The sequence below is a fragment of the Pseudotabrizicola sp. genome (assembly GCF_030656345.1).
In the GTDB taxonomy this organism is placed as follows: Bacteria; Pseudomonadota; Alphaproteobacteria; order Rhodobacterales; family Rhodobacteraceae; genus Pseudotabrizicola.
Genome location: NZ_JAUSNR010000002.1, coordinates 14,041 through 36,947, shown reverse-complemented (window position 1 = coordinate 36,947; position 22,907 = coordinate 14,041). Strand labels below are relative to the sequence as shown.

Genomic DNA, 22,907 nt, shown 5'->3' with positions numbered 1-22,907 from the left:
CTGTCTCAGCCCAGAACCTCGGTCACCGCGTCCCTGAGAGCGGCGACCAGACGGTCCGCCTCTGGCACGGACAGGCACAGGGGCGGCGCGAAGCCGACGATGTTGCCTTCAGGCAAAGGCCGCGCGATCACGCCGCGCGTCAGCATGGCAGCCGTGATCTTTGGCACCACGGTCATCGGGGCGAACCATTCGCGCTTGCCCGGATCAGCCATGAATTCGACCGCCAGCATCAGCCCTTCGCCCCGGATTTCGGCCACATTCGGGTGGGTGCCCAGCGCATCTTTCAACGCGTCACGGAAATGGGCCCCCACCCGCCCCGCATTGGCCACCAGCCCCAGACTGTCGACCAACGCCAATGTTGCGACCCCTGCCGCCGCACAGACCGGGTGGGCGGAATAGGTGAAGCCATGCGCCAGCATCCCGTGCTCTTCCGACCCGGTCAGCAGCACATCCATCACGCGGGTAGAGATGATCGAGCCCGACAAGGGCGCATAGGCCGAGGTCAGACCCTTGGCCACGGTGATGAAATCAGGGCGCAGGCCGAAATGGTCCGAACCGAACATAGATCCCGTCCGGCCAAAGCCCGTCACCACCTCGTCCGCGATCAAGAGGATGCCGTGGCGGTCCAGCACCTCTTGCACCCGCGCCCAATAGCCGGGGGGCGGCGGGATGATGCCGCCGGTGCCCATCGCCGGTTCACCCGCAAAGGCGGCGATGGTCTCCGGGCCTTCGGTGACGATCATCTGCTCCAGCTCGGCGATCAGCCAGTTCAGGTAAGCGTCTTGATCCATGTCATCGAGCGGGCGCCGCAGGTGATGAGCGGTGTGGGTGTGCAGGAAACCGGGCAGCGGCAGGCCCATGCGGGCGTGATAGCCGGGCAGGCCGGTCATGGAGCCGGACACGATCCCCGACCCGTGATAGCCCCGCCAGCGCGATATGATCTTGCGCCGCTGCGGCTCACCCTTAAGGATGTGGTAGTGCCAAGCCAGCTTGACGTTGGTCTCATTGGCATCCGAGCCGGACAGGCCGAAGAACACCCGGCTCATGTTCGCGGGGGCACGGTCCATCACCATCTTGGCCAGGCGGATGGCGGGCTCATTCCCATGGCCACCGAAGCTGTGGAAGAAGGCCAGATCGTGCGCTTGTTTCGCCATCGCATCGGCGATTTCCGGGCGACCGTAGCCAGCGTTCACGCAATAGAGCGCGGCAAAGCCATCGAGAAAGCGGTTGCCATCACGGTCGATGATCGTGCATCCCTCGCCCCCGGTGACGATGCGGCCTGACACCATGCCCTTGGCATGGTTGGCGATATGCGTCGTGGGGTGCAGGAAATGCGCGGCATCCCATGCGGCAAGATCATCGTTCAGGCGTGGATCAAGGGTCATATCAGGCTCTCCAGCCGGGTGTTGGCGATCAGTTCGGGCACGCTCGCCTGATTGGGCAGCGACAGGACGAATGCCACCATGCCAGCCACGGTTTCGGGGGTCAGCCGGTCGGCTTTGGGGGTGGCACCTGTGACATTGGCCAGCAGGTCGGTATCAATCGCACCGGGGCAGATCGCGGTGGCGCGCACGCCATCGTCCCAGGCAGTGGCGCGCACGGCTTGCGTCATCGACAGCAGTGCATGTTTGGTCATCGAATAGCCCACGCTGGTGCCCTGACGGTAGCGCTTGGCGTCGGTGGAGGCGATGTTGACCACCCTGCCCTGCCCGGTCTTTCGCAGATGCGGCAGGGCGGCGCGGATCAGGCGGAACGGGGCCTTGACGTTGACCTGCCACATCGCGTCGAGGTCATCCTCGGTGCCTTTGTCGAAATCGACCATCTTCATGATGCCGGCGTTGTTCACCAGCGCGTCGATCTGGCCGAAATGCTCCGCTGCGGCCTCCACCCAAGCGGTGGCTGCTGCGGGGTCGTTGGCGTCAAAGGGAACCGCCTGCACCCGATCCGGCAGCCCGAATTGTTTCGCTTGCGAAACATCGCGCAGGCCGAGCGACAGCGACCAGCCTTCGGCCAGCAAACGGTTGGCAATCGCGGCCCCAAGGCCGCGCCCGCCACCGGACAAAAGCGCCACGCGTGCCATCAGAACAGCCCCTGATAGACGCCGCCATCGTTGACGATGTTCTGCCCTGAGATGAACCCGGCCTGCGCCGAGCACAGGAAGGTGATCAGGTCGCCACATTCCGACGGATCACCCAGACGGCCCGCCGGGCAGGTTTCCAGCCTGTTCTTCAGGATCGCCTCATAGGTGGTGTTGCCGCGTTTGGCGTGGCCGTGCAGGTTGGTGTGCAACGCATCGGTGTCGAACAACCCGGGGCAGACCGTGTTGACGGTCACATTATGCGGCAACAGTTCGCGCGACATCGCCGCCACCGCACCTGACAGCGCCAGACGAGCGGCGTGGGAATGGGCAAAGCCGACCTGCGGGAACTTGATGAAACTGACGCTCATGTTGACGATACGGCCAAAGCGGCGCGCGGTCATCCCGGGGGCGACAGCCTGAATCATCTCTATCGACGACAGGAAATGCACTTCGAGCCAGTGCCGCCAGTCTTCCGACGTGATCTGGTCATAGGGCGTCGGCACCTGCCGCACGCCGGGGTTGTTGACCAGAATATCCACCTCACCCGCCGCCGCCAGAATCTCGGCCCTGCCTTCGGCAGTGTTGAAATCCGTGGCGACAGGAACCGCCTCGACGCCGAATTCCGCGCGGATCGCGCTCGCGGCTTCTTCCAGCGGCCCGGCGGTGCGGGCGTTCATCACGACCGACACGCCTTCACGTGCAAGCGACCGCGCTGCCGCAAACCCCAAACCCCGTGAGGCGGCTGTGACGATTGCCCGCCGCCCATTCAATCCCAGTTCCATCATGCCACCTTTGCGTTCGGCGCCAATAGCGCATCCATTCCGGCCTTCAGACCCTGAAGCGGCGCACCAGACAGCGCCCGCAGCGGCGGACGCGGCTCTCCGCCACCCGGAAGACCCAGGAAATTCATAGCAGCCTTCGTGGCGGGGTACAGCGAGCGGCCGTCAGAGGTGAACAGATCGGTCATCTCGATGCCGGTGCGTTGCAGCGCCCATGCCTCATCCATCCGGCCCGCTTTGGTGGCGTGCCACAGGTCCAGACAGCCCTTGTCCCAGACGTTGGGAAAACAGTCGATCAGCCCGTCAGCACCCGCCAAAGTGGCGGCCACACCGTAGACCGAAGACGGGCCGCAATAGACCCGGATGCGGTCGCGCACCTGCAGCAGAGTGGCGTGGAAGTTCTTCCAGTCGCCCGACGACTCCTTGATCGCGACCACATTGTCCAGATCGGCCAGACGGCTGGCGATGGCAGGTGTGATGGCATTTCCGGCATTGCCGGGGATGTTGTAGAGCACGATGGGCAGAACGCTGGCGGCGTTGATCGCCTCAAAATGGGCGATGACCTCGGCTTCGGTCAGGTGGGCGAAGTAGGGCGGCAGCACCAGCACGCCGTCGCCGCCCGCTTCCTTGATGGCGTGGATCTGGTCGATCACTTCATCCTGACGGATCGCCCCGGTGCCCACGATGGCGGGGCCGCGGCCACGGCAGGCATCGGCCGTCAGCTTGGCCAGCCGCGCGCGTTCGGCAAGGCTCAGCGCCCAGAACTCGCCGGTGCAGCCTGCGGCCACCATGCCGGTAGACCCGGCAGCAAACAGCCGGTCGATATTGGCTGTGAAAGACTCTTCGTCGATCGACAGATCCTTGCGGAACGGCGTGGTGATCGCGGGCATTGGACCCGCCCAGTCGACAGAATGACGATTCAAGACACAACTCCTTTGGAAGCCGCGCGCAAGGGCGTGGCGATATTGAATGTTTCATCGGCATCAGAAACGCCGGAGGGATGGTTGAGGCGAAGCCCATGCGGGCCAGCCGCAAACAGATGCGCCCGCGTGGCATCGAGCGTGACCGGAATGCGGTCGCCGATGCGCATCGTCGGCGTGCCTGGGATGCGGGCAATGACGCGCACGCCGGACGCGATGGCCACGGTGACGATGGTCTCGTGCCCGGTGGCCTCGGTCAGCACCACGTCGCCGGTCAGACCGCCGCTGCCCAGATGCACGTCCTCGGGGCGGATGCCAAAGGCGGCGGGGCCAGCGGCGGCGGTATCGGCCAACCGGGGCACGCGCAGGCGCAGCCCCTGGCTTTCAAATTCCCACGAACCGTCGGTCTGTGACAGGGCACCATCGATCAGCGTCATGCCCGGCGTGCCGATGAAGCCTGCCACAAAGCGGTTGGCGGGTTTGGCATAGACCTCGGCCGGGGGGGCAAACTGTTGCAGGTTGCCGCCTTCCATGATCGCAATCCGGTCGGCCATGGTCATGGCTTCCAGCTGGTCATGCGTGACATAAACCATGGTGCGGCCAAGGCGGCGGTGCAGTTCGATCAGCTCGGCGCGGAGCTGGCTGCGGAGTTTGGCATCAAGGTTCGACAGCGGCTCGTCGAGCAGGAAGACCTTGGGGTCGCGGATAAGTGCACGCCCCAGCGCCACCCGCTGCTGCTGACCGCCGCTAAGCTGTTTGGGCTTACGGTCCAGAAGGGCGGTCAGGTGCAGCATTTCGGCAGTCTTGGCGACCATCGGGCCGCGTTCGGCCTTTGACACTCCGCGTTTCTTCAGCGGATAGGCGATGTTTTCCGCAACCGTCATATGCGGGTAAAGCGCATAGGACTGGAACACCATGGCGATGTCACGCTCCCCTGGGGCAAGGTCATTCACCCGGCGGTCACCGATGATGATGTCGCCGCTGGTGGGAAACTCCAGCCCCGCCAGCATGCGCAGGGTGGTGGTCTTGCCACAACCGGAGGGACCGAGGAGCGCCACAAACTCGCCCGACTTGATCGACAGGTCCAACCCGTGCAGGGCGGTAAAGGTGCCGAAGGATTTTACGACAGTGCGGAAATCGACATTGGCCATGGATCAGCCTTTCACGGCGCCCGCGCCGAAGCCGCGGGTCAGATAGCTTTGCAGGAAGGCGAAGACGATGATCAGGGGCACGCTCATCATCACCGAGGCGGCCATCAGCAGGGACCATTCGATGTTGAAAGACGAGATCAGCATGTTCATCACGCCGGTGGTCAGCGGGCGCGCATTGTCCGAATTCACAAGAACAAGCGCGTAGAGATATTCGTTCCAGCTCAGGATGAAGGTGAACAGTGCTGTCGAGATGATACCGGGAAGCAGCTGCGGCAGGATCACATCGACAAAGGCCCCCATCCGGCTGGCACCATCGACCATGGCGGCATATTCCAGATCATCCGGCACCCCCGCCATGAAGGACCGCATCAGCCAAAGCGCGTAAGGCAGCGCGAAAGTGGTGTAGGCGATCACAAGCGAGAACAGGGTATTGGACAGGCCAAGGCCGACCAGCATCAGGTAGAGCGGAATGATAAGCACCACCGAAGGCAGCAGGTAGGTGAACAGCACCATGAAGGCGAGACTTTCACGCCCCCGGTAGCGGAACCGCACAAGGCTGTAGGCACCCAGCGTGGCCACCGTCACCACCAGCAGGGTGGTCACGGTGGACAGCACCACAGAGTTGCGGAAGTACACCAGGAAGTTGGTCTGTGTCAGCAGGTGCCAGTAATGCTCCATCGTCCAGCTTTCGGGCAGCATGGTTGGCGGGCGGCGGAACAGTTCGGACTGGGGTTTAACTGATGTGACCAGCATCCAGAACAGCGGGAAGGCCACGGCAAGAATGGTGGTCCAGGCAAAGACGTTCAGGACCACGGGGCCAAGGAATTTGCGCATCAATTGGCCCCTTTGTCGCGGGTTTTGCGGATATAGACGATCATGAACACCAGCAGGATTGCCATCATCGAGACCGCCCAGGCGGCGGCCATGCCCATCTGATTCAATGCAAAGGCCTGCCGGTAGACGACAATGGGCAGCGTTTCGGTCGAAGACGACGGACCGCCGCCGGTCAGCAGCCAGATCAGGTCGAATTCCTTGAAGTCCCAGATCGCGCGCAGCATGATGATCACCACCAGCACATCGCGCAATTGCGGCAAGGTCACGTCAAAAAACCGCGCGACGGGGCCTGCGCCGTCGATGCGGGCGGCTTCGTACAGCGGTTCGGGAATGGTCTGCAACCGGGCTAGCACGGCAATCACCACAAAGGGGAAATACTTCCACGCGCCGACAAGGATGACCGAGATCATCGCATTGGGCATGCTGCCCAGATAGTCGATCGGCATGTTGATCAGCCCAATCTGCATCAGCAGATGGTTCAGAATGCCATAAAGATCATTGAACACCCACTTCCACACCAGCACCGCCACCACGGTCGAGATGAAATAGGGAAACAGGATCAGGGACCGTGCCAGTGACCGGAACCAGATGTTCTGGTGCAGCACCAGCGCCATGCCGATGCCCAGCACGATCTGCAGCGTCAGGGTGCCGGCGGTCCAGATCAGGGTGTTGACCAGCGCCCTCCAGAACACACCGCTGGCCAGCAGTTCGCGGTAGTTCGACAGCCCGACCCAGCTGCTTTCCAGCGTGGGGGTGAACACCTTGAACAGCGACAGATACAGCGCCGAGACCAGCGGATAAATGATGACGGCGCAGAAGATCAACACCGTCGGTGCAATCAGCAGCAGGCCAAGGCGCGCATAACGGCGCTCTAACGGGGATTGGATCGGGGCGGTCATGCGGTTTCCTTCAAGATGCGGGCCGCCCGGGTGCCGGGCCGCCCGCCTGTGCCTTAGCCCTGCATGATGGCTTCGATGGTTTTGGAACAATCGCTGAGCGCGGTGTCCACGTCATCGCCGTTCAGCACCACGCGCTGGACCAGATCGGAGATGGCGTTCGAGGCAATCACCTCACCCGCCTTTTCGTTCGAAGCGTGCGCGCTGGTCTCATAGCCAAGGTTGAAGCCACCTGCCGCAGCCCCAGCCATCAGATCGACCTCGGCCGAGTATTTCTGGATGATTTCATTAGCCTGATAAGTTGGATTCTCGCTGATGGATTGCAGCACCGGCAGCACGTGGCCCGGGGCCGCGTGCAACTGGCGGATGTAGCCTTCGGGGTTGAAGAGGAAGGCGGCAAAAGCCTTGGCAGCTTCTTTTTGTTTCGACTGGGCCGGGATGAAGATGCTGGGGAAGTCGTTGAAGGTCCAGGCCGGGATGTCTGCCGACATCGTCGGATAGGTGGTGCAGGTGATCTGATCGGCGATGCCCGGATTCTGGGCGTTCACATTGGCCAGAACGCGGCCTGCATAAATGCCCGTGGCACAGGACCCCGAGACAAACGCCGTCAGGCTTTCTCCCCAGCTGTAGTTGGTGGCACCGGGCGGGCAAAGCTCGCGCATCGATTTGTAGAATTCCAGCGCGTTGCGGGTGGCTTCGGAATCAATCGCGATCTGCAGATCGGGCGTGAACACCGACCCTCCCGCGCGGTGGATGAAGCCGATGAAGATCAGCGAGGTCATCGAGTTCTGACCGTAAGGCAGCGGTGCACCGAAGATGCCGTCCTTCTGCATGGTCTGGCAGGCGGCGCGCAGCTCATCCCAGGTTTTGGGCGCGTCAGCGATTCCCGAGGCTTCCATCAGATCACGGCGCAGCCACAGCATGTCGGATGCGGTGTTGCCGATTCCGGTCGCGCAGTACTTGCCGTCGGCTGCTTTGAAAACGTCGTTCGCGCCGGCATAATAGTCATCAGCACCAACGGCGGCGATCACCTCATCCATCGGTTCGACCAAACCGTTGGCGTAATAGGTCTGCACCGCAAAAGATGGCAGATGGGTCACGATATCGGGCACTTCGCCGCTGGCAAAGGCGGCGGCGAGCTGGGGAGCGTAGCCTTCGTCCGATGTGGTTTCAAACACGACCTTGATGCCGGGATTGAGGGCCTCAAAGGCGGCAATCTGAAATCTGTACGCCTCGGCCTGTGCCGGGGCACCCTGCGGAGACCACCAGCGCAGGGTGACATCCTGAGCATGGGCGCGGCGCGGCAAGGCTGTAAGAGCAGAGCCTGCGGCGAGACCGGCAAGCATGGATCTTCTTGTCAGTCCGTTCGGAAAAGTGAGGGTCTTCTTCATTTTTGCGATCTCCCTGCGGTGTTATTGTTCACATAACGCACTCTTGTGCGATATAACAATGAAACCCGCTCAAAAAGCAAGTCCTAAACAAGCGTATTTCCCGGTATAGGATGTGTTTTGGCTGTGCTAACTAGGATGCCGCAAAGAATTGACCCGGATGCGTAAACGGAGGCGGCCGATGGCCAAGGAAGTGATTGAAAAAGACGAGGCTTTGGTGGATTCGGTGGTGGATGTTCTGCCCCCGCGCAACCCGGCGCGCACAGGTCTGATGACCGCGTCGCCGGACTGGAGCGATGACGAAAACGGCGGATTGAACCCGCGCGATTATGTTTCCAGCCTTGCCCGTGGGCTGGAGGTGCTGCGCGCCTTCAACCGAACGCGCCGCAAGATGACCCTGTCGGAAGTGGCTGCCGAAACCGGCAATACGCGCGCCGGTGCGCGGCGCATTCTGCTGACACTGGTGCACGAAGGCTATGCGGTGGCCGATGGCAAACTCTTTGATCTGACGCCACAAGTGCTGGAGCTGGGCTATTCTGTCCTGTCCTCCAAAGGCGCGTGGGATATTGCGCGGCCCTTTATCGACCATCTGTCGAATGAGCTGCGCGAATCGGTTTCGGCAGCGGTGCTGGACCGGTTTGACGTGGTCTATGTGTCTGGCGCGCAATATCACCGCGTGATCAGCGTGGGCATCAGCGTGGGCGCGCGGTTCCCGGCCCATTGCACCGCGACGGGGCGGGTGTTGCTGGCCGCACAGCCGCCGGAAATGTGGCCGGGCATGTTGCAGCACATTCCGCTGACCCGGATGACCGAACACACCGTGACCGATCCGGTCGAATTCCGCCGGGTACTGGAACAGGTGCGCGAACAGGGCTGGTCGCTGGTCGATCAGGAACTGGAAACCGGGCTGATGTCGATTGCGGTGCCGCTGCACAATTCAGCCGGTGGTCTGGTCGGCGCGATCAACGTCGGCGTGCCGACGGTGCGCATGGGACCTGCGGCGGCGATAGAATATGTGCTGCCGAAGCTGCAGGAAACCGTGCGCAACATCAGCGATTCGCTGAAACGCTAAAGCGCCCTGCCGCATCAGGCGGCAAAGCGCGCCGGTGCAAACCTTCCCATATCAGCCTCTGGTGCTGTACCAAGCGCAACCCCTGCCGCCATCCGCGCGACCAGCGGACCAAGGGTGTAGCCCGCATCGCCGGGAAGGGCCATCACCACCCGCGACGCCTGCGGCAGCCGCCCTATGGTGCTGCCGCCGTCTGCGGTGGTGTTCATGCCGGCCCAGGTCCGGATCACCCGCAAGCCGCCGATCTGCGGCACCAACCGGGCGGCCAGCGCCACATTGCCAAGGAAGGACGCCGCCAGAACCTCGGGCGGCATAATGCGCCCCCGGTCCCGTGCGGGCCAGCCGCCACCGATGACGATCTGCCCCTGCCCCAGTTGCTTCAGGGTGATCGACCGTTCGGCATGCTGGATCAGATGGCCGATGCTGACCGCCGCCGCCTCTGTGATGTTCATGTGCAGCGGTTCTGCGCGAGTGGGGATCGTGACGCCAAGGCCCCGCACCATATCGCCCGCCCCCCAGGCCGAGGCGATAAGGGCCTGATCGGCCTGATAGGTTCCGCTTTGACCCTGCGCCGTAACGCCATCACTGCCCTGCTCGATGCCCAGAATACGGTCGCGGATGGTGACAATGCCCCGCCGCCCCAGCTCGGCCAGCAGGCGCGCGTTGGCGATCAGCGGGTTCAGCTTGCCCTCATCATGGCACAGTTCCGCGCCCACAATCTGCGGACCGAGCCAAGGCGCAATCCGGTCCAGCGCTGGGCGGTCAAGCATCTCGACCGTCAGGCCGCGCGCGGTTTCGCGCTTTGCCTTATCCTCCAGAAAGCGCAGCTGAACGGTCCCTTCGGCCAGCATCAGCCCGCCCTTGCGCACCAGCTCAAACGGGCCATAAAACGCATCCAGCCGCACCCATTCCTCTGCCGCCGCTTTATACAGCGGCAGCGATGCCTCTACCGCCGGCACCTGATCGGGGTACAGGCGCATAAAGCGGCTTTGCATCTGCACATGCAGACTGCCCGCATTGGCCCAGGTGCCGGCGTTTTCGCCCGCGTCCACCAGCGTAACCCGCGCGCCCGCATCCGCCAGATGCAGTGCCGCCATCATCCCTGTGATGCCTGCCCCGACCACCAGCACATCAGAGTGCATCTTTCAGCGCCTCTTCTGCGGCCAGTATAGCAGAAATTGTAACCGGCTTAATCGGTACGCGCGGGGCAAAATAGCTGTGATCTTCCAGCGCCTTGCCGGTGGCGGCGGCCACCAGCCGCGCCGCGACCGGGCCGCAGTAGCGCCCTTGGCAGCGGCCCATACCCACGCGCGTGGCCCGTTTCAGCGTGCCGGCATGGCCGGGCTGTTCGGCCAGCCCACCCCGGATCTGCCCGGCGCTGATCTCTTCGCATCGGCAGATCAACGTGTCATCGGGCACATCCGGAAGGCGCGGGGCCACATCGTGCAATGCCCACAGGTGGCGCTGAAACCGCCGATACCGGCTTAAGGCGCGCTGATCGGCAAACACATCATAACCGTCGCCGAACCCCAGGGCCGCCGCCGCCGCCCGCCCGGCGAGGCGGCCCTCGGCCATCGCGGCGGGCGCGCCACCCAAGCCCGCGCAATCACCCACGGCATACAGGCCGGGCACCGTGGTGGCACCAGTGTCGTCACGTGTGACGCGCAGATGGCCGAAGGCCGGGTCGTAGGTGGAGGCTGCGCCGAGGAGGCGCAGGATTTCATTCTGCGGCTCGAACCCTGCATTCATCAGGACCGCATCGGCAGTTACGGGGGCCGTGCCCCCGGTCAACGTGACTCGCAGGGCGTTATCCACCGCATCAATCCGCTCCAGTTGCGTGCCGTGCCGCACGGGCACACTGCGCTTGCGCAGAGCCGCCAGGGTGCGCAGGCCTGTCAGGGCCAGCGCCGGACCGGCCAGCGCCAACGCTGCCGAGGCCATAGGGCGCATCCATGGGGCTGGCCCGCGTTCGGCGATCATCACCACCTCGGCACCGCCTTGCGCCAGTTCCAGCCCGACCTGCAGGTTCAGCGGGCCGGACCCCACAATCGCGACCCGCCGCCCCGGCAGGGTGCGGTAACTGCGCCACAGGGTCTGCGCAGCCCCCGTGGTCATTACGCCGGGCAGAGTCCAGCCGGGACAGATTTCGGGCCGCTCATAAGCACCGGTAGCGATGACGGCGGCGCGCGGGCGGGCGATCAGGGCGGTCCCTTTATGTTCGGCCAGAAACAGCAGGCCGTCGAAGGCACCCCAGAGTTCCACCTCGGCGATCAGCTCTGCCCCGGCGGCGAGCGCCTGTGCCAGCAGATCGGCCCCGGCAGATTGCTGGGCATCCAGCGGGGCAGAGACGGCGGATTGTTTGAAATACTGGCCGCCGCCCACCTTGCGTTCATCAAGGATGATCACGCTGGCCCCGGCCTGCCGCGCTGCAATGGCGGCTGACAATCCCCCTGCGCCACCGCCTACGATCAGCAGATCAGGGGCGATGATGCGGGCCGGTGTGGGTGGCTGGGCAATGGCGGCTGTTGCCAGATCGGGAAACGGCACTTGGGTGCGGATTTCCTGCCCCGCCACAGCCGGGGTCATGCAGGCGCGGCGATTCGGGACGCCATCGATGGTGACCAGACAGTCCTGACACACGCCCATACCACAAAAGATGCCACGCGATGCCCCTTTGGCGGTCTGGCGAAAGCTGCGCAGACCCGCCTCGGTGAGGGCGGCGGCCAGTGACTGGCCGGGACGCAGGGGGATGCTTTGGCCGTCAAAGGTGAACCGGCCTGCCGTCTGCGCCTCTGTCACGGTCTCTCTCCCATCAGCACATCGCGCGCAGCCACCAGCCGCGCCACGGCGCGGGCGCGCCATGCGGCGCGGGCGGGCAGTTGGTCAGCTGCGATTTCAGCGCGGCGCTGCGCCTCAACAGTGTCAATCAGCCCGGCATGCCAATCCACCGTTTCACCCCGCCAGGCCCCCATCCGGCCATAGGCAGGCCCCATCCGCGCCGCATGGGCGCGGATGCCCCCCGGCGTGTTCAGCTCTGCCGTCTCGAACGGACCCGACAGCGCCCAGCGCGGGCCAAGGCCAAGGCGCATCACGGCCTCAATCCCGGCAACATCGGTCACTCCTTCATCGACAAGCCGATAGGCCTCGCGCAGGACCGCGCCTTGCAGGCGGTTGAGGACGAAGCCCTCGATCTCATGCCCCAGACGCACCGGCGCGAACCCGGCGGCGGCGAAGATCTCTGCCGCCCGGTCGGTTGCTGACGCATCGGTTGCAGGGGCCGGGCATAGTTCGATCATGCGCAGCACGGCGGGCGGGTTGACCGGATGTGCCACCAGACAGCGGCGCTGATCCTGTGGGTCGGGCAGGATCTGCGACATGGGGATGGCAGAGGAGGCGGTGACAAGGATGGCATCCGCCGGACATTGCGCCAGCAGACCGGCAAAGATCGCCTGTTTGACCGATAGATTTTCCGGTCCACATTCGATGACCAGCGTGGTCTGCGGCAGGGTTTCGTCACCATCCGCGGCAAAAGTCACCTGCCCCGGCAAACCGCGCCGCAACCCGGCGAGCGCAATTGCGTCGCGTTGCACGGCCAGCCCCTCGCCCGCCTGTGCCCGGCGGGGTGCGTCCGGGTCACAAACGGTGACCGAAAACCCGGCATCGGCAAACACGGCGGCGAAGGACAGGCCGATCGACCCCGCACCCAGAATTGTCACATCATTCTTGCCCGTCACGACTCTGCCTCGTTTTTTGCGATTGCACTTGCATTCGTTCACATGACGCACAAAAGTGCGTCAGTCAAAGCGAACTGTAGTCTGAACGAAAGCGGCGTGCAATATGAGCGTGACACAGGATCTGACCGGACGAAACGCTGTTATCACCGGGGCCGGTGGCGGTCTGGGCCGGGCGATTGCCGACCGGCTGGCGGCATCCGGCGCGCGGATCGTCGCGCTGGACCTGCAGCAGATGCTGGAGGGCCTGCCTGCGGGGTGGGAGCGGATTGCGCTGGACCTGACCGATCCGGCGGCAGAGGCGCAAATGCGGGCGATTGCCGACCGTTTGGGCAAGGTTTCGGTCGTGGTGGCCAATGCTGGCCTCGTGCCGCCATGGCGCGGCTTGACCGAGCTGGAAGCAGCAGAGTGGCACCGCGTGATGACGGTAAACGTCTGGGGCGTGGCAATCACGCTGGGCAGCTTCGCGGATGCGCTGGCCGCCTCTGGTCACGGGTCGGGCATTGTGATGGCGTCAATCAACGGGTTTCGCGCCCACCCGAAACAGGTGCTGTATACCGCGTCAAAACATGCCGCCATCGGGGTGATGCGGGCAGCGGCGATGGATCTGGGCACGCGCGGCATCAGGGTGAATGCACTGGCCCCCGGTCCAGTTGCGACAGATGCGCTGGTGTCGCGCATTGTGGCCCGACATGCCGCAAGTGGCCCTGTGCCCGAGGTGGCGCTTGGCGCGCTGGCGGCAGAAACCATGCTGGGACGGATGGCGACGATGGCGGATGTGGCCAACCTCGCGCATTTCCTTGCCAGCGACGCCGCGGCCGGGCTGACCGGGCATGTCTACCCGGTCGAGGCGGGGCTGGCCTGACCGCGCGTTGCGGGATCAGGCACCGCGGTGTCAGCCCAGCGGCTTCCAGCCATGCTGTACCAAAATATCCTTGCTGGCCAAAATGTCACCATCGGGATCGGCCCCCGGCAGCAGCGCATCGGTGATGATTTCGAGCACCGTGGCCCCGGTATAGCCAATGTCTTTCAGCGCCACTACCACCGGTGCGGGATCGACGATGCCGGTGCCCAGCCGCTCGTGCTTGAACTCGCCATAGCCCGAGTCCGAGATATGCACGTTCTTGACCAGCGGACCCAGCATGCGGATCGCCTCTGCCGGGTCTTCCTTGATGAAGGCGGCGTTGCAGATGTCATAGTTGATGCCGACCTCTGGCCCGATCAGGGCTGCGGTATCGGCCATGTCCTGCGCGGTGGGCAGGAAGGTGAAGGGCACGTTTTCCAGCAGGATCTCGACCCCGGTACCCTTGGCATAGCGCACCAACTCCTGCACGCCTTCTACGAACCAGTTCAGCATCCACTCGCGCGGCGGGTTGATAAGCGAGCTTGTCGGGCCGGGGATGGCAACGACATAGGGGCAGCTCCATTCCGCCGCCAGATCGATCGCTTCACGGTAGCGGTCCAGCGTATAGGCCCGAATCAAGCGGTCCACCCCGTTGGGGTTGTTGTCCAGCAGCGGATAGCAGAATGAGGTCAGGCGTGCGCCTTCGCCGTTCAACCAGGCCTTGGTCTCGCGGCGCTGCGCCACGCTCAGCTCGCGCGGCCAGCAATGCGGAGGGAAGATCATCATCTCGAAGGCATCAAAGCCGAGGCCCCGCAGATGCTTCAGTGCATCCAGACCATCGCGGGAGTAGAGAAAGGGGAAGGTGCTGGCAGCGACAGAAAGAGCAGTCATGGGGCTGGTCCTTTTTGTTTGCAGGGGCTTCACAGGCAGATCATAATGACGCACATAAGTTCATATATCGCACGAACCATGGGTTCAATCACAAATTAAAGGAACGGACATGGCAAGCACCCTGTTTTCCCCCATCGACATCCGCGGCCTGACGGTCCCCAACCGCATCACCGTGGCACCGATGTGCCAATATCAGGCCCACGACGGTGTGCCGTCAGACTGGCACATGGTGCATCTGGGCCAGTTTGCGCTTGGTGGCGTGGGGCTGATCATTGCCGAAGCCACGGGCGTGGTGCCAGAAGGGCGCATTACCCCCGGCTGCCCCGGCCTGTGGAATGACGCGCAAGAGGCGGCCTTTGCAGGCGTCGTCGATTTCGTACGACGCTACAGCCCGGCCAAGATCGGCATCCAGTTGGCCCATGCGGGGCGCAAGGCGAGCACACTGCCACCGTGGGAGGGCAGTGGCCCGGCCCAGGGCGATGCAGCGTGGGAAACGGTGGGGCCCAGCGCCCTGCCCTATCTGGACACATGGCCCACCCCGCGCGCTATGGATGAAACCGCAATTTCCGATGTGATCACCGCCTTTGCCGACAGCGCCAAAAGAGCGGTGCGCGCCGGGTTTGACCTGATCCAGATTCATGCGGCGCACGGCTATCTGCTGCACCAGTTCCTGTCGCCGCTGTCGAACCAGCGGACCGACCGCTACGGTGGTTCGCTGGAAAACCGCCTGCGCCTGACGCTGGAAGTGTTCCGGGCGGTGCGCGCCGTGGTGCCAGATGATGTCCCGGTGATCCTGCGCCTGTCGGCGACCGACTGGGTGGAGGGCGGCTGGAACCCGGATGAGGCGGTGGCCCTGTCCATCGCACTGCGCGACGCGGGGTGCGACATGATTGACGTGTCATCGGGCGGGTTGGACAACCGGCAGAAGATCGTGACAGGACCGGGGTATCAAGTAGCCTTTTCCGGCAAGATCCGGGCGGAAAGCGGCATCCCGACCATGGCTGTCGGCCAGATCACCGAGGCGGTGCAGGCGGAGACGATCCTGATGGCGGGGCAGGCCGACATGATCTCGATCGCGCGCGGCATGCTGTGGGACCCGCATTGGGCATGGCGTGCAGCACTGGCGCTGGGGGAGCAGATCGTGCTGCCGGCATCTTATGCGCGGTCGAACCCGGCGCTGCGCAATACGCCGTTCATCACAAGGAAGTAGGCGATGATGCTGGAGGGACGCAAGGTTCTGGTTACCGGAGCCTCAAAAGGGATCGGGGCCGCCATCGCCTCGGCTATGCTGGGGGCGGGGGCGCAGGTGATCGCGCATTACGGGCGGGATCGGGAGGGGGCGGAGGCGGCGGTGGCCATGGCCCCCGACCGCGCCCGGCTGATGTCAGCGGATTTCGGTGATCCTGCCAGCCTTTCGGCGTTCTGGGCCGAAGTCTGCGCAGATGGGCTGCCGGATGTGGTGGTGAACAATGCCGCCATCATGCGGCAGGCGGGCGGCATCGCGGATGATGCGGCTCTGTGGGACGAGACATGGGACGAGGCGTGGCGCGTCAATGTGCTGTCGCCGGCGCAGCTGATGCGGCTGGCGGTGCGCGACTGGCTGGCGGCAGGTCAATCCGGGGCCATCATCGGCATCGGGTCATGGGTTACCACACGCGGCACCACCAACCCCGGTGCCATCGCCTATGCCGCGACCAAGGCGGCAATTGCGGCGGCCACCAAGACTGTAGCCCGAACCCATGCGAAAGATGGCATTCTGGCTTACGTCATTGCCCCCGGTGTGGTCGCGACGCAGATGAGTGTGGAAAGCGCCGAGCGTACCGGCGGGGTGGCGGCGGTGACCGCGCAACTGCCGATGGGGGAATGGGTGCCACCGCAGGACATTGCCGAACTGGCGGTGTTCCTCGCCTCGGGCCGCGCGCGGCATCTGACCGGCGCGACCCTTGACGTGAACGGTGCGGCTTACATCCGATGAGCCTATTCCGCGGCCTTCGCGCGCCCCTCGATCCGGTCCACCACCCGGTCCAGTTCCGCCATCAGCGGGACCATCGCCGCCACGCGGTCACGGCCTTCATCGCCAAGGCTGGCAAAGGTGGTGATCGGCGCGCGCACGTCGCCCACGGGATAGCCCGCCGCCGCCGCCAGCGCTTTGGAATAGCACTGGTGCCCGTACAACGGATGCCCCTTGGTGATGATCGTGTCGAACTGCTGGATAATGCGTTGCACCGCCCAGACATCATCCCAACGCCCCTGCTCCGCCCATTCCACGAACTTCACAGTCGCGCGCGGAATGTAGTTGCCATAGGGGTTCACATAGCCGACCGCACCCATCTTGTAGCTTTCCAGCACCTGCTGACCGGCCCAGACATTCATCAACCCGTCGGATTCTACGATGATCGCGTTGATCCGCTCGATCCGCTGGCTGGCTTCCTTGATGTAGCGGATCTGGTCAAAGCTCTTGGTCAGACGTCCCACCAGTTTGGCCGACATGTCGACATTCGTTGTAAAGGGGTTGTTGTAGAGCATGATGGGAAGGCTACAGGCTTCGCAGATCGCCTTGTAATAGTTGAAGATCTCGTCCTCGGTCGGCGTGTAGTAATAGGGCGGGACGATCATCAGCCCGTCGGCCCCGAGATCCTCTGCCTGTTTGGAGTAGCGCACGGCGTTCGGGGTATAGGCGTTCATCGTGCCGACCATGACCGGGATGCGCCCGGCGATGTGCTTGACCGTCGCCTCGACAAAGGCACCGCGCTCGTCATCGGTCAGGGTCAGGAATTCGCCGGTGGTGCCCAGGATGATGATGCCTGGCACACCGCAGGCCAGCTGCCAGTCGAGAAACCGGCGCCATGCGGCGTAGTCGATCTCTGCCCCGCCTTCGGTGAAGGGGGTCACAGTGACAGTGTAACTGCCAGAGAAGGTTTTCATGTCTTTGTCCTTTCTGATGACCGGTTTGAACCGGCACATGGGGTGTGATGCAACGTAAAGCGGATGTTGTGGTAATTGGTGGTGGCATCGCCGGTCTGATGACCGCGATGTACCTGGCCGAAGACGGGGCCGATGTGCTGTTGCTGGAGGCGGGCGAGCTGGGCGCGCAGGCCTCGGGTGCCAATGCGGGGTCGATCCATTTGCAGATCCAGTACCCGGAATTCGTCGCGTATGGTGAGGCTTGGGCCCGCGCCTATGCACCCTGCCTGCGGCTGCTGACGAATTCGCTGACGCTGTGGCAGGGTTTGTCTGACCGCGTGGGAGAGGATCTGCAGGTGAAGCTCGCGGGCGGGCTGGTGGTGGCACGGACGGATGCGCAGATGCAAGCCATTGCCGCCAAGGCGCGGATCGAGGCGGAGGCGGGGGTAGAGACGGTGGTGCTGAACCGGGCCGAGTTGCGCGACATCGCGCCGTATCTGGCCGAAAATGCCGTCGGGGCCGGGTATTGCGCGCGTGAAGGCAAGGCCAACCCACTGCGCGCCACGCCCGCCATTGCGGCGGCGGCAGAGCGGGCAGGTGCGGTGATTCACCGGCATACGCGCGTGACGGCAATCGAGGTGGACGGCAGTGGTTACGCTGTTGTGACCGAAAAGGGTCGGGTGCAGGCGGGTCGCGTGGTCAACGCTGCCGGAGCGGCGGCGGGGCAGATCGCGGGCATGCTGGGGCTGAGGCTGGGCATCGAGGGCTTCCCGTTGCAGGTCACGGTGACCGAGCCGATGGCCGCCACCATCCCGCATCTGGTCTACTCGGCGGCTGGCAAGCTGTCGTTGAAACAGGTCGCCAATGGCGGGCTTGTGATCGGCGGCGGCTGGCCCGCGGCGCGGCGCGGTGAGGGGCTGGTGACCGACCCGCGCAGCCTGACCGGCAACATGGGCATGGCCGCCGGGGTGGTGCCGTCCGTTGCAGGCGTGCGTGCCCTGCGGTCCTGGACCGCATGGGTCAACGGCACGCCGGACTGGCGGCCAATTCTGGGCGAAGCGCCCGGATTTCCGGGGTTCTTCCTTGCGCTGTTCCCTTGGGTAGGGTTCAGCGCCGGACCGATGACCGCACGGATCACGGCCGACCTTGTTCTGGGTCGGCCGCCAACCTTGCCACTCACGGGCATTTCGGTCCTGGCGGACTAGGGTGGTCATAGGGTCAGGCCGCGCCTTTCGCCGCAAGCTGATCACGCTTGCGTTGATAGGCCCGCCAGGTCATCGCCCATTGCGACGGGTCTTCAAACGCATCGCCCTTGACCTGCGCAATCGGTTGGTTGTGCGGGGCAGTGCGCACCAGTTCCGGGTTTTCACGCGCCTCTTGCATGATCCTGGCCAGCACGTCGATCCACAGGTCGATGTCTTCCTTCGACCACAGCTCCCCCGCCTCCGGCGTGAAGGGTTGCGGCACGATCCACGGCTCGTGGCTCATCCACCACGGGTCGATGCCGTAGTCGGCCATGCGGTTGGCAATCTCTACCGTGCCGATCCCGGTTTCCTCGTGCAGCGGGGCAAGCGACCAGCGGGTCATCTCCATCCGCCGCGCGGTCACATCGGGGTTTGATCGCGCGATGCCTGTCAGTTGGGCCAGACGGTGATCCATGTAGTTGTTCGCCACGACAGAGATGTCACTGGCCATCTGTATGCCTTCAGCCCCCATCGCCCGCGCCCAGGCATAGGCCTTCACCACTTGAGGCACGTTGCCCCAGAATTCGCGGATCTTGCCGCAGGATTTCGGGCGATCATCGTCCAGCGCGTAGCGGTCGCCTATCTTCACCACCACCGGAGCGGGCATATAGGGGGCCAGTTCCGCCGTGCAACCAAAGGCCCCGACAGCAGGCCCGCCCCCGGCCTTTGGCGCGCCGAAAGTCTTATGCAGCATGAACATGCAGGCGTCGAACCCCAGCTCGCGCGCCGACAGCTTGCCCATCACGCCGTTGAAATTGGCGTGGTCATAGAAGCACAGCGCGCCCACATCCTTGGCGGCCTGCACCCATTCGCGGATCTCGGGGTTGTAGATCCCCATGTCGTCGGGATTGTTGAGCATGATCAGTGCCGTGCGCTCGCTGAGCGCCGCCTTCAACGCTTCAAGCGAGGGGTAGCCATTTTCCTCCAGCGGCAGGTTGATCACGGTAAATCCCGCCGCCGCCGCGGTGGCAGGGTTGCAAGGGTGGGCCTGAATCGAGGTGACCATCTCAGTGCGCTGCGACAGCTGGCCCTTGTCCGCCCAATAGGCCCGCGCCACTGCTGTCATGGTATAGGCGGCATCGGCCCCGCCACCGGGCTGGAACACGAACTGGTCCATGCCCGACAGCGATTGCAGGATACCGTCGAAATCATGAATGATTTCCAGCACGCCCTGCAGCGTATCGGGATGCTGATAGGGGTGCACCTCGGCGATCTGGGGCCGCCATGTCGCGAACTCCGAGGTCTTGGAATTGTACTTCATGGTGCAGGTGCCAAACAGGCTGACGCCCATCATGCCCAGCGTCATCTGGGATAGATGCAGATAGTGTCGCTGCGCTTCGAATTCGGTGATTTCGGGCAGCACCGGGCGATCCTTGCGCTGCATCGCCTCTGGTAACGGGTTGTCGCCGATGGCTTCCATGACTTCTGGTTCCGGGGCCGGGAAAAGCTGGCCGCGGCCACCGGGGCGGCCCAGTTCCATCACCAAAGGCTCGTCCCATTTGGCGGCATGAAAGTTTGGCAAACGGGTCATTTCAGCACCTCCTTGAGGGTGTTCGCGGCATGGCGGATGTCGGCGGCGCTATGCACTTCGGTCACGCACCACAGGGCGGACTGGCCTAGACCCAGATCTTCGCCCGACAGATCCTTGCCGCCAAAGATCCCGCGCGCGCGCAGGCGATCGTTGATTTCAGTGACGCTCAGCCCGGTGTCATCGAAATTCACCACGAATTCCTTGAAGGTGGTGTCGGGCCAGTGGACCCGCACCCCCGGCACCTGCGACACCTGCTGCGCGGCGTAGCGCGCGCGCGAGATGATCAGCTGGCCCAGTTCCCGAAAACCATCGGGACCAAGCAGGCTCATGTAAACCGCACCGGCGATGGCCCAGAGATAGGTGGAATTGCCGGTCCAGTCATTGCCATGCTCGCGCTGGCCGTAGGAATTCTGGTGTGGACAGGCGAGGCCGAACCCGAATTGTCCCGGCTGCACGGTTTCGGCGATGGAGACCAGAAAGCCGTTGTACTGATGCACATACTCCGGCTCGTCGCGCGAGGCGATGAAGCCGCCCACCCCGCCGCCACAGTTCATGTGCACGCCCAACGGCTGCACCGGGCCGGTGACGATATCGGCACCGTAATCGCCCGGGGCCATCATCACCCCAAGACTGAGCGGATCGACACCGACAATGGTCTCTGCCCCCGCTGCACGGGTCATGCGGGCGATCTGTGCCGCTTCGGCTTCAATCGTACCCAGATAGGCCGGGTTCTCGAAATAGATCGCCGCCACATCGGGGCCGAGTTTGGACTTCAGATCGGCAAGATCCAACCGCCCAGAGCTGACATCAGGCTCGACCAGCACGATTTCAATGGCGCTTTCCATCTCTTGCGGCTGGCAATAGGTGCGGATCACCGACAGGCGTTCGGGGTCTGACAGACGTGCGAGCAGCACCTTTTTACGCCCGGTCTTGCGCGCGGCCATGCGGATGGCGTGGCCGATGGCGCAGCCCCAGGAATAGACTGGCAGCTGCACCACATCGAGGTTCAGCAGGGCACCGAGCTGGGACGAAAACTCGAACCAAGCCTGATTGCGGCCATGGTCGGACTGATAGCTGCCCCAGACGTTGGTGGCAAATTCGGTGCGACCGACGATTTCATCTACAATCGCCGGAACGTGGTGCTGCCAGACCCCTGCGCCCAGAAAACTGAGGTTGTCCTCACAGGTCGCGTTCTTGCGCAGCTTGCCCAGCAGATCGCGCTTCAGCTCCATCTCGGATGACAACTGTGGCGGCAGGTTCAGCGGGGTCTTGCGGAAATGGTCCTGCGGGATTTGCTCGAACACCTCGGCCAGCGAGGCTGCGCCGATCTCGGCCAGCATGGCATCGATCATTCCCGGTGCGGAATTGGCCATCCATGGATGGGCTCGGGTTGGTCCCGTCATTACGCGCTCCTTTACGTCGAATCTACTTCATCGCAATTCTTGCACAAAAGTTCGTCCTGCGCACAAGGTCTTTTATGCGGCTGCGCCAATTCGCATCATTCTGCGCTGACGCAGGCCCGTGTGGACCTGTACGAAACCAGACAAGCGGACATCCAGCGCCGGATCGCCCGTATCGACCCACAGCATGGGTTGTGCCAAAGCATCCAGTTTCTCTGCGGTCGCCAGCACGATCAGACCATCGCGTCCCGCCTGCGCGATCAGGCGATCTGAAATGGTCTGATTGCCGCGCCCCAGCAGGAAGCCTTGCCGCCCGGTAACACCTAAGATGATCTGCACGCGCCGCCCGTGGGCAAGCCGTTCCAGATCTTCCGAACGGGCATCGCGGGCCAGCAGCCCGCCATCAAGCAGGGCATCGGTGCCCAGAAGGGTGGGCCGGTGCCCCGCCGCCTGCGCCACTGCGCCCGCACTGGTGCCGGGACCGATCAGATAGAGCGTGCCCGGCTGCATCCGGCGCGCGATGTCGGCAGCGGCGCCCGTCAGGGCTGCAGCCGCATCCTGACGCGGCCCGCCCTTGGCCGCCTGCATGTGCGACCGCAAGCGCGGCACCCGCGCCAGACCATACAGGCGCGGCACCAGACGGCCCGCGCGCAGGATGTCTTCGTCGATATCCATGATTTCGGCGGTGTTGTCCCAGCGCAGGCCCACCGGATCTGTGACCAGATCCGCCAAAGCCGCCCCCGCCGCTTCCGGCGAAATGGCAAACACGCCCGAATGCATCTTGACCCCGCAGGGAATGCCCAACAGGCCGGCGCGACCCGCCAGAGCGGCAGCCACATCCCGCGCGGTGCCATCGCCCCCGGCAAACACCAGCAGATCGCACCCCTGCAGCGCCATCACGGCATCGCGCGTATCTTGCGCAGTGCCGGTCGGGGTGGGCATCGGTGCAATTGTCACCTGCAGATCCAGCCCGGCCACCCAATCCGCCCCCAGCGGACCCGGCACCACCGTCACCACAGCCCCCGGCACACGCGCGGCCAGCCGCGCAATAGCCCTGCGCGCGCGCAGGCCTGACTGTGCCACAGCCCCACGTCGCAGCGCCTCTGCCACCGTGTCGCAACCATCAGTGCCTTTCAGACCAACGGCACCCCCCAGACCCGCCACAGGATTGACAACCAGACCGATCTTCATGTGCCCCCCTTGCCTTGGCGTTCATTATGCGCACAGTTGTGCGAAAATTACAGG

The 22,907-nt window shown here is 64.1% G+C and carries 21 protein-coding genes; 5 read left to right on the top strand and 16 right to left on the bottom strand.

The window, feature by feature from the left end; genetic code table 11:
• Positions 1-5 precede the first annotated feature (5 nt).
• The 8 genes from Q7J44_RS00230 to Q7J44_RS00195 are packed head-to-tail and all read right to left on the bottom strand — an operon-like array spanning position 6 to position 8,006.
• Complete coding sequence (locus Q7J44_RS00230) at positions 6-1,385, bottom strand: aminotransferase class III-fold pyridoxal phosphate-dependent enzyme (RefSeq protein ID WP_304875891.1); 1,380 nt, start codon at positions 1,383-1,385, stop codon at positions 6-8.
• Positions 1,382-2,080: an SDR family NAD(P)-dependent oxidoreductase gene (locus Q7J44_RS00225; RefSeq protein ID WP_304875890.1), complete on the bottom strand. Its 699-nt coding sequence runs from the start codon at positions 2,078-2,080 to the stop codon at positions 1,382-1,384. Before Q7J44_RS00225 ends, Q7J44_RS00230 begins: the two co-directional genes overlap by 4 nt.
• Complete coding sequence (locus Q7J44_RS00220) at positions 2,080-2,862, bottom strand: SDR family oxidoreductase (protein ID WP_304875889.1); 783 nt, start codon at positions 2,860-2,862, stop codon at positions 2,080-2,082. The genes Q7J44_RS00225 and Q7J44_RS00220 overlap by 1 nt, the downstream gene beginning before the upstream one ends.
• The gene (locus tag Q7J44_RS00215; RefSeq protein WP_304875888.1) at positions 2,862-3,782 is read right to left on the bottom strand and encodes a dihydrodipicolinate synthase family protein; all 921 of its coding nucleotides are present in this window, start codon (positions 3,780-3,782) and stop codon (positions 2,862-2,864) included. The genes Q7J44_RS00220 and Q7J44_RS00215 overlap by 1 nt, the downstream gene beginning before the upstream one ends.
• On the bottom strand, positions 3,779-4,930 hold the full coding sequence (locus tag Q7J44_RS00210) for an ABC transporter ATP-binding protein (protein ID WP_304875887.1): 1,152 nt from the start codon (positions 4,928-4,930) through the stop codon (positions 3,779-3,781). Before Q7J44_RS00210 ends, Q7J44_RS00215 begins: the two co-directional genes overlap by 4 nt.
• Before the next feature lie 3 nt (positions 4,931-4,933).
• Positions 4,934-5,764: a carbohydrate ABC transporter permease gene (locus Q7J44_RS00205; RefSeq protein ID WP_304875886.1), complete on the bottom strand. Its 831-nt coding sequence runs from the start codon at positions 5,762-5,764 to the stop codon at positions 4,934-4,936.
• Positions 5,764-6,663, bottom strand: a complete 900-nt coding sequence (locus tag Q7J44_RS00200; protein ID WP_304875885.1) for a carbohydrate ABC transporter permease — start codon at positions 6,661-6,663, stop codon at positions 5,764-5,766. The genes Q7J44_RS00205 and Q7J44_RS00200 overlap by 1 nt, the downstream gene beginning before the upstream one ends.
• A 53-nt stretch (positions 6,664-6,716) precedes the next feature.
• A complete protein-coding gene (locus Q7J44_RS00195) occupies positions 6,717-8,006 on the bottom strand; it encodes an ABC transporter substrate-binding protein (RefSeq protein WP_304875884.1) in 1,290 nt (429 codons plus the stop codon).
• A 223-nt stretch (positions 8,007-8,229) separates the two neighbouring features.
• Between Q7J44_RS00195 and Q7J44_RS00190 the strand changes: the two genes are divergently transcribed.
• Complete coding sequence (locus tag Q7J44_RS00190) at positions 8,230-9,120, top strand: IclR family transcriptional regulator C-terminal domain-containing protein (RefSeq protein ID WP_304875883.1); 891 nt, start codon at positions 8,230-8,232, stop codon at positions 9,118-9,120.
• A gap of 14 nt (positions 9,121-9,134) precedes the next feature.
• On the opposite strand, the gene Q7J44_RS00185 is transcribed toward Q7J44_RS00190, so the two are convergent.
• From Q7J44_RS00185 to Q7J44_RS00175, 3 genes are read right to left on the bottom strand one after another with little or no spacing between them, the layout of a single operon-like run.
• Complete coding sequence (locus Q7J44_RS00185) at positions 9,135-10,259, bottom strand: FAD-binding oxidoreductase (RefSeq protein WP_304875882.1); 1,125 nt, start codon at positions 10,257-10,259, stop codon at positions 9,135-9,137.
• Positions 10,249-11,916, bottom strand: coding sequence for an FAD-dependent oxidoreductase (locus Q7J44_RS00180; protein WP_304875881.1), 1,668 nt, complete (start codon positions 11,914-11,916; stop codon positions 10,249-10,251). The genes Q7J44_RS00185 and Q7J44_RS00180 overlap by 11 nt, the downstream gene beginning before the upstream one ends.
• Entirely contained in the window at positions 11,913-12,851 is a 939-nt protein-coding gene (locus tag Q7J44_RS00175) for a 3-hydroxyacyl-CoA dehydrogenase NAD-binding domain-containing protein (RefSeq protein WP_304875880.1), read from the bottom strand. Before Q7J44_RS00175 ends, Q7J44_RS00180 begins: the two co-directional genes overlap by 4 nt.
• 103 nt (positions 12,852-12,954) lie before the next feature.
• Between Q7J44_RS00175 and Q7J44_RS00170 the strand changes: the two genes are divergently transcribed.
• Positions 12,955-13,713, top strand: a complete 759-nt coding sequence (locus Q7J44_RS00170; protein ID WP_304875879.1) for an SDR family NAD(P)-dependent oxidoreductase — start codon at positions 12,955-12,957, stop codon at positions 13,711-13,713.
• 30 nt (positions 13,714-13,743) lie between these two features.
• On the opposite strand, the gene Q7J44_RS00165 is transcribed toward Q7J44_RS00170, so the two are convergent.
• The gene (locus Q7J44_RS00165; protein ID WP_304875878.1) at positions 13,744-14,583 is read right to left on the bottom strand and encodes a sugar phosphate isomerase/epimerase; all 840 of its coding nucleotides are present in this window, start codon (positions 14,581-14,583) and stop codon (positions 13,744-13,746) included.
• Positions 14,584-14,692: 109 nt separating this feature from the next.
• Here Q7J44_RS00165 and Q7J44_RS00160 point away from each other — a divergent pair, with 109 nt between their 5' ends.
• Positions 14,693-15,793, top strand: a complete 1,101-nt coding sequence (locus Q7J44_RS00160; protein ID WP_304875877.1) for an NADH:flavin oxidoreductase/NADH oxidase — start codon at positions 14,693-14,695, stop codon at positions 15,791-15,793.
• Between the two features lie 3 nt (positions 15,794-15,796).
• Entirely contained in the window at positions 15,797-16,558 is a 762-nt protein-coding gene (locus Q7J44_RS00155; protein WP_304875876.1) for an SDR family NAD(P)-dependent oxidoreductase, read from the top strand.
• 2 nt (positions 16,559-16,560) lie between these two features.
• Here the strand turns inward: Q7J44_RS00155 and Q7J44_RS00150 are convergent, their stop codons facing one another.
• On the bottom strand, positions 16,561-17,508 hold the full coding sequence (locus Q7J44_RS00150; RefSeq protein WP_304875875.1) for a dihydrodipicolinate synthase family protein: 948 nt from the start codon (positions 17,506-17,508) through the stop codon (positions 16,561-16,563).
• 47 nt (positions 17,509-17,555) lie between these two features.
• Here Q7J44_RS00150 and Q7J44_RS00145 point away from each other — a divergent pair, with 47 nt between their 5' ends.
• Positions 17,556-18,692: an FAD-binding oxidoreductase gene (locus tag Q7J44_RS00145; protein ID WP_304875874.1), complete on the top strand. Its 1,137-nt coding sequence runs from the start codon at positions 17,556-17,558 to the stop codon at positions 18,690-18,692.
• Between the two features lie 13 nt (positions 18,693-18,705).
• Here Q7J44_RS00145 and gcvPB read toward each other — a convergent pair whose 3' ends face one another.
• The 3 genes from gcvPB to Q7J44_RS00130 all read right to left on the bottom strand — a co-directional run bounded on the left by gcvPB (position 18,706) and on the right by Q7J44_RS00130 (position 22,853).
• Positions 18,706-20,262: an aminomethyl-transferring glycine dehydrogenase subunit GcvPB gene (gene gcvPB, locus Q7J44_RS00140; RefSeq protein ID WP_304875873.1), complete on the bottom strand. Its 1,557-nt coding sequence runs from the start codon at positions 20,260-20,262 to the stop codon at positions 18,706-18,708.
• Positions 20,259-21,665: an aminomethyl-transferring glycine dehydrogenase subunit GcvPA gene (gene gcvPA, locus Q7J44_RS00135; protein WP_304875872.1), complete on the bottom strand. Its 1,407-nt coding sequence runs from the start codon at positions 21,663-21,665 to the stop codon at positions 20,259-20,261. Before gcvPA ends, gcvPB begins: the two co-directional genes overlap by 4 nt.
• 72 nt (positions 21,666-21,737) lie before the next feature.
• Positions 21,738-22,853, bottom strand: coding sequence for an ATP-NAD kinase family protein (locus tag Q7J44_RS00130; protein ID WP_304875871.1), 1,116 nt, complete (start codon positions 22,851-22,853; stop codon positions 21,738-21,740).
• Positions 22,854-22,907 lie beyond the last annotated feature (54 nt).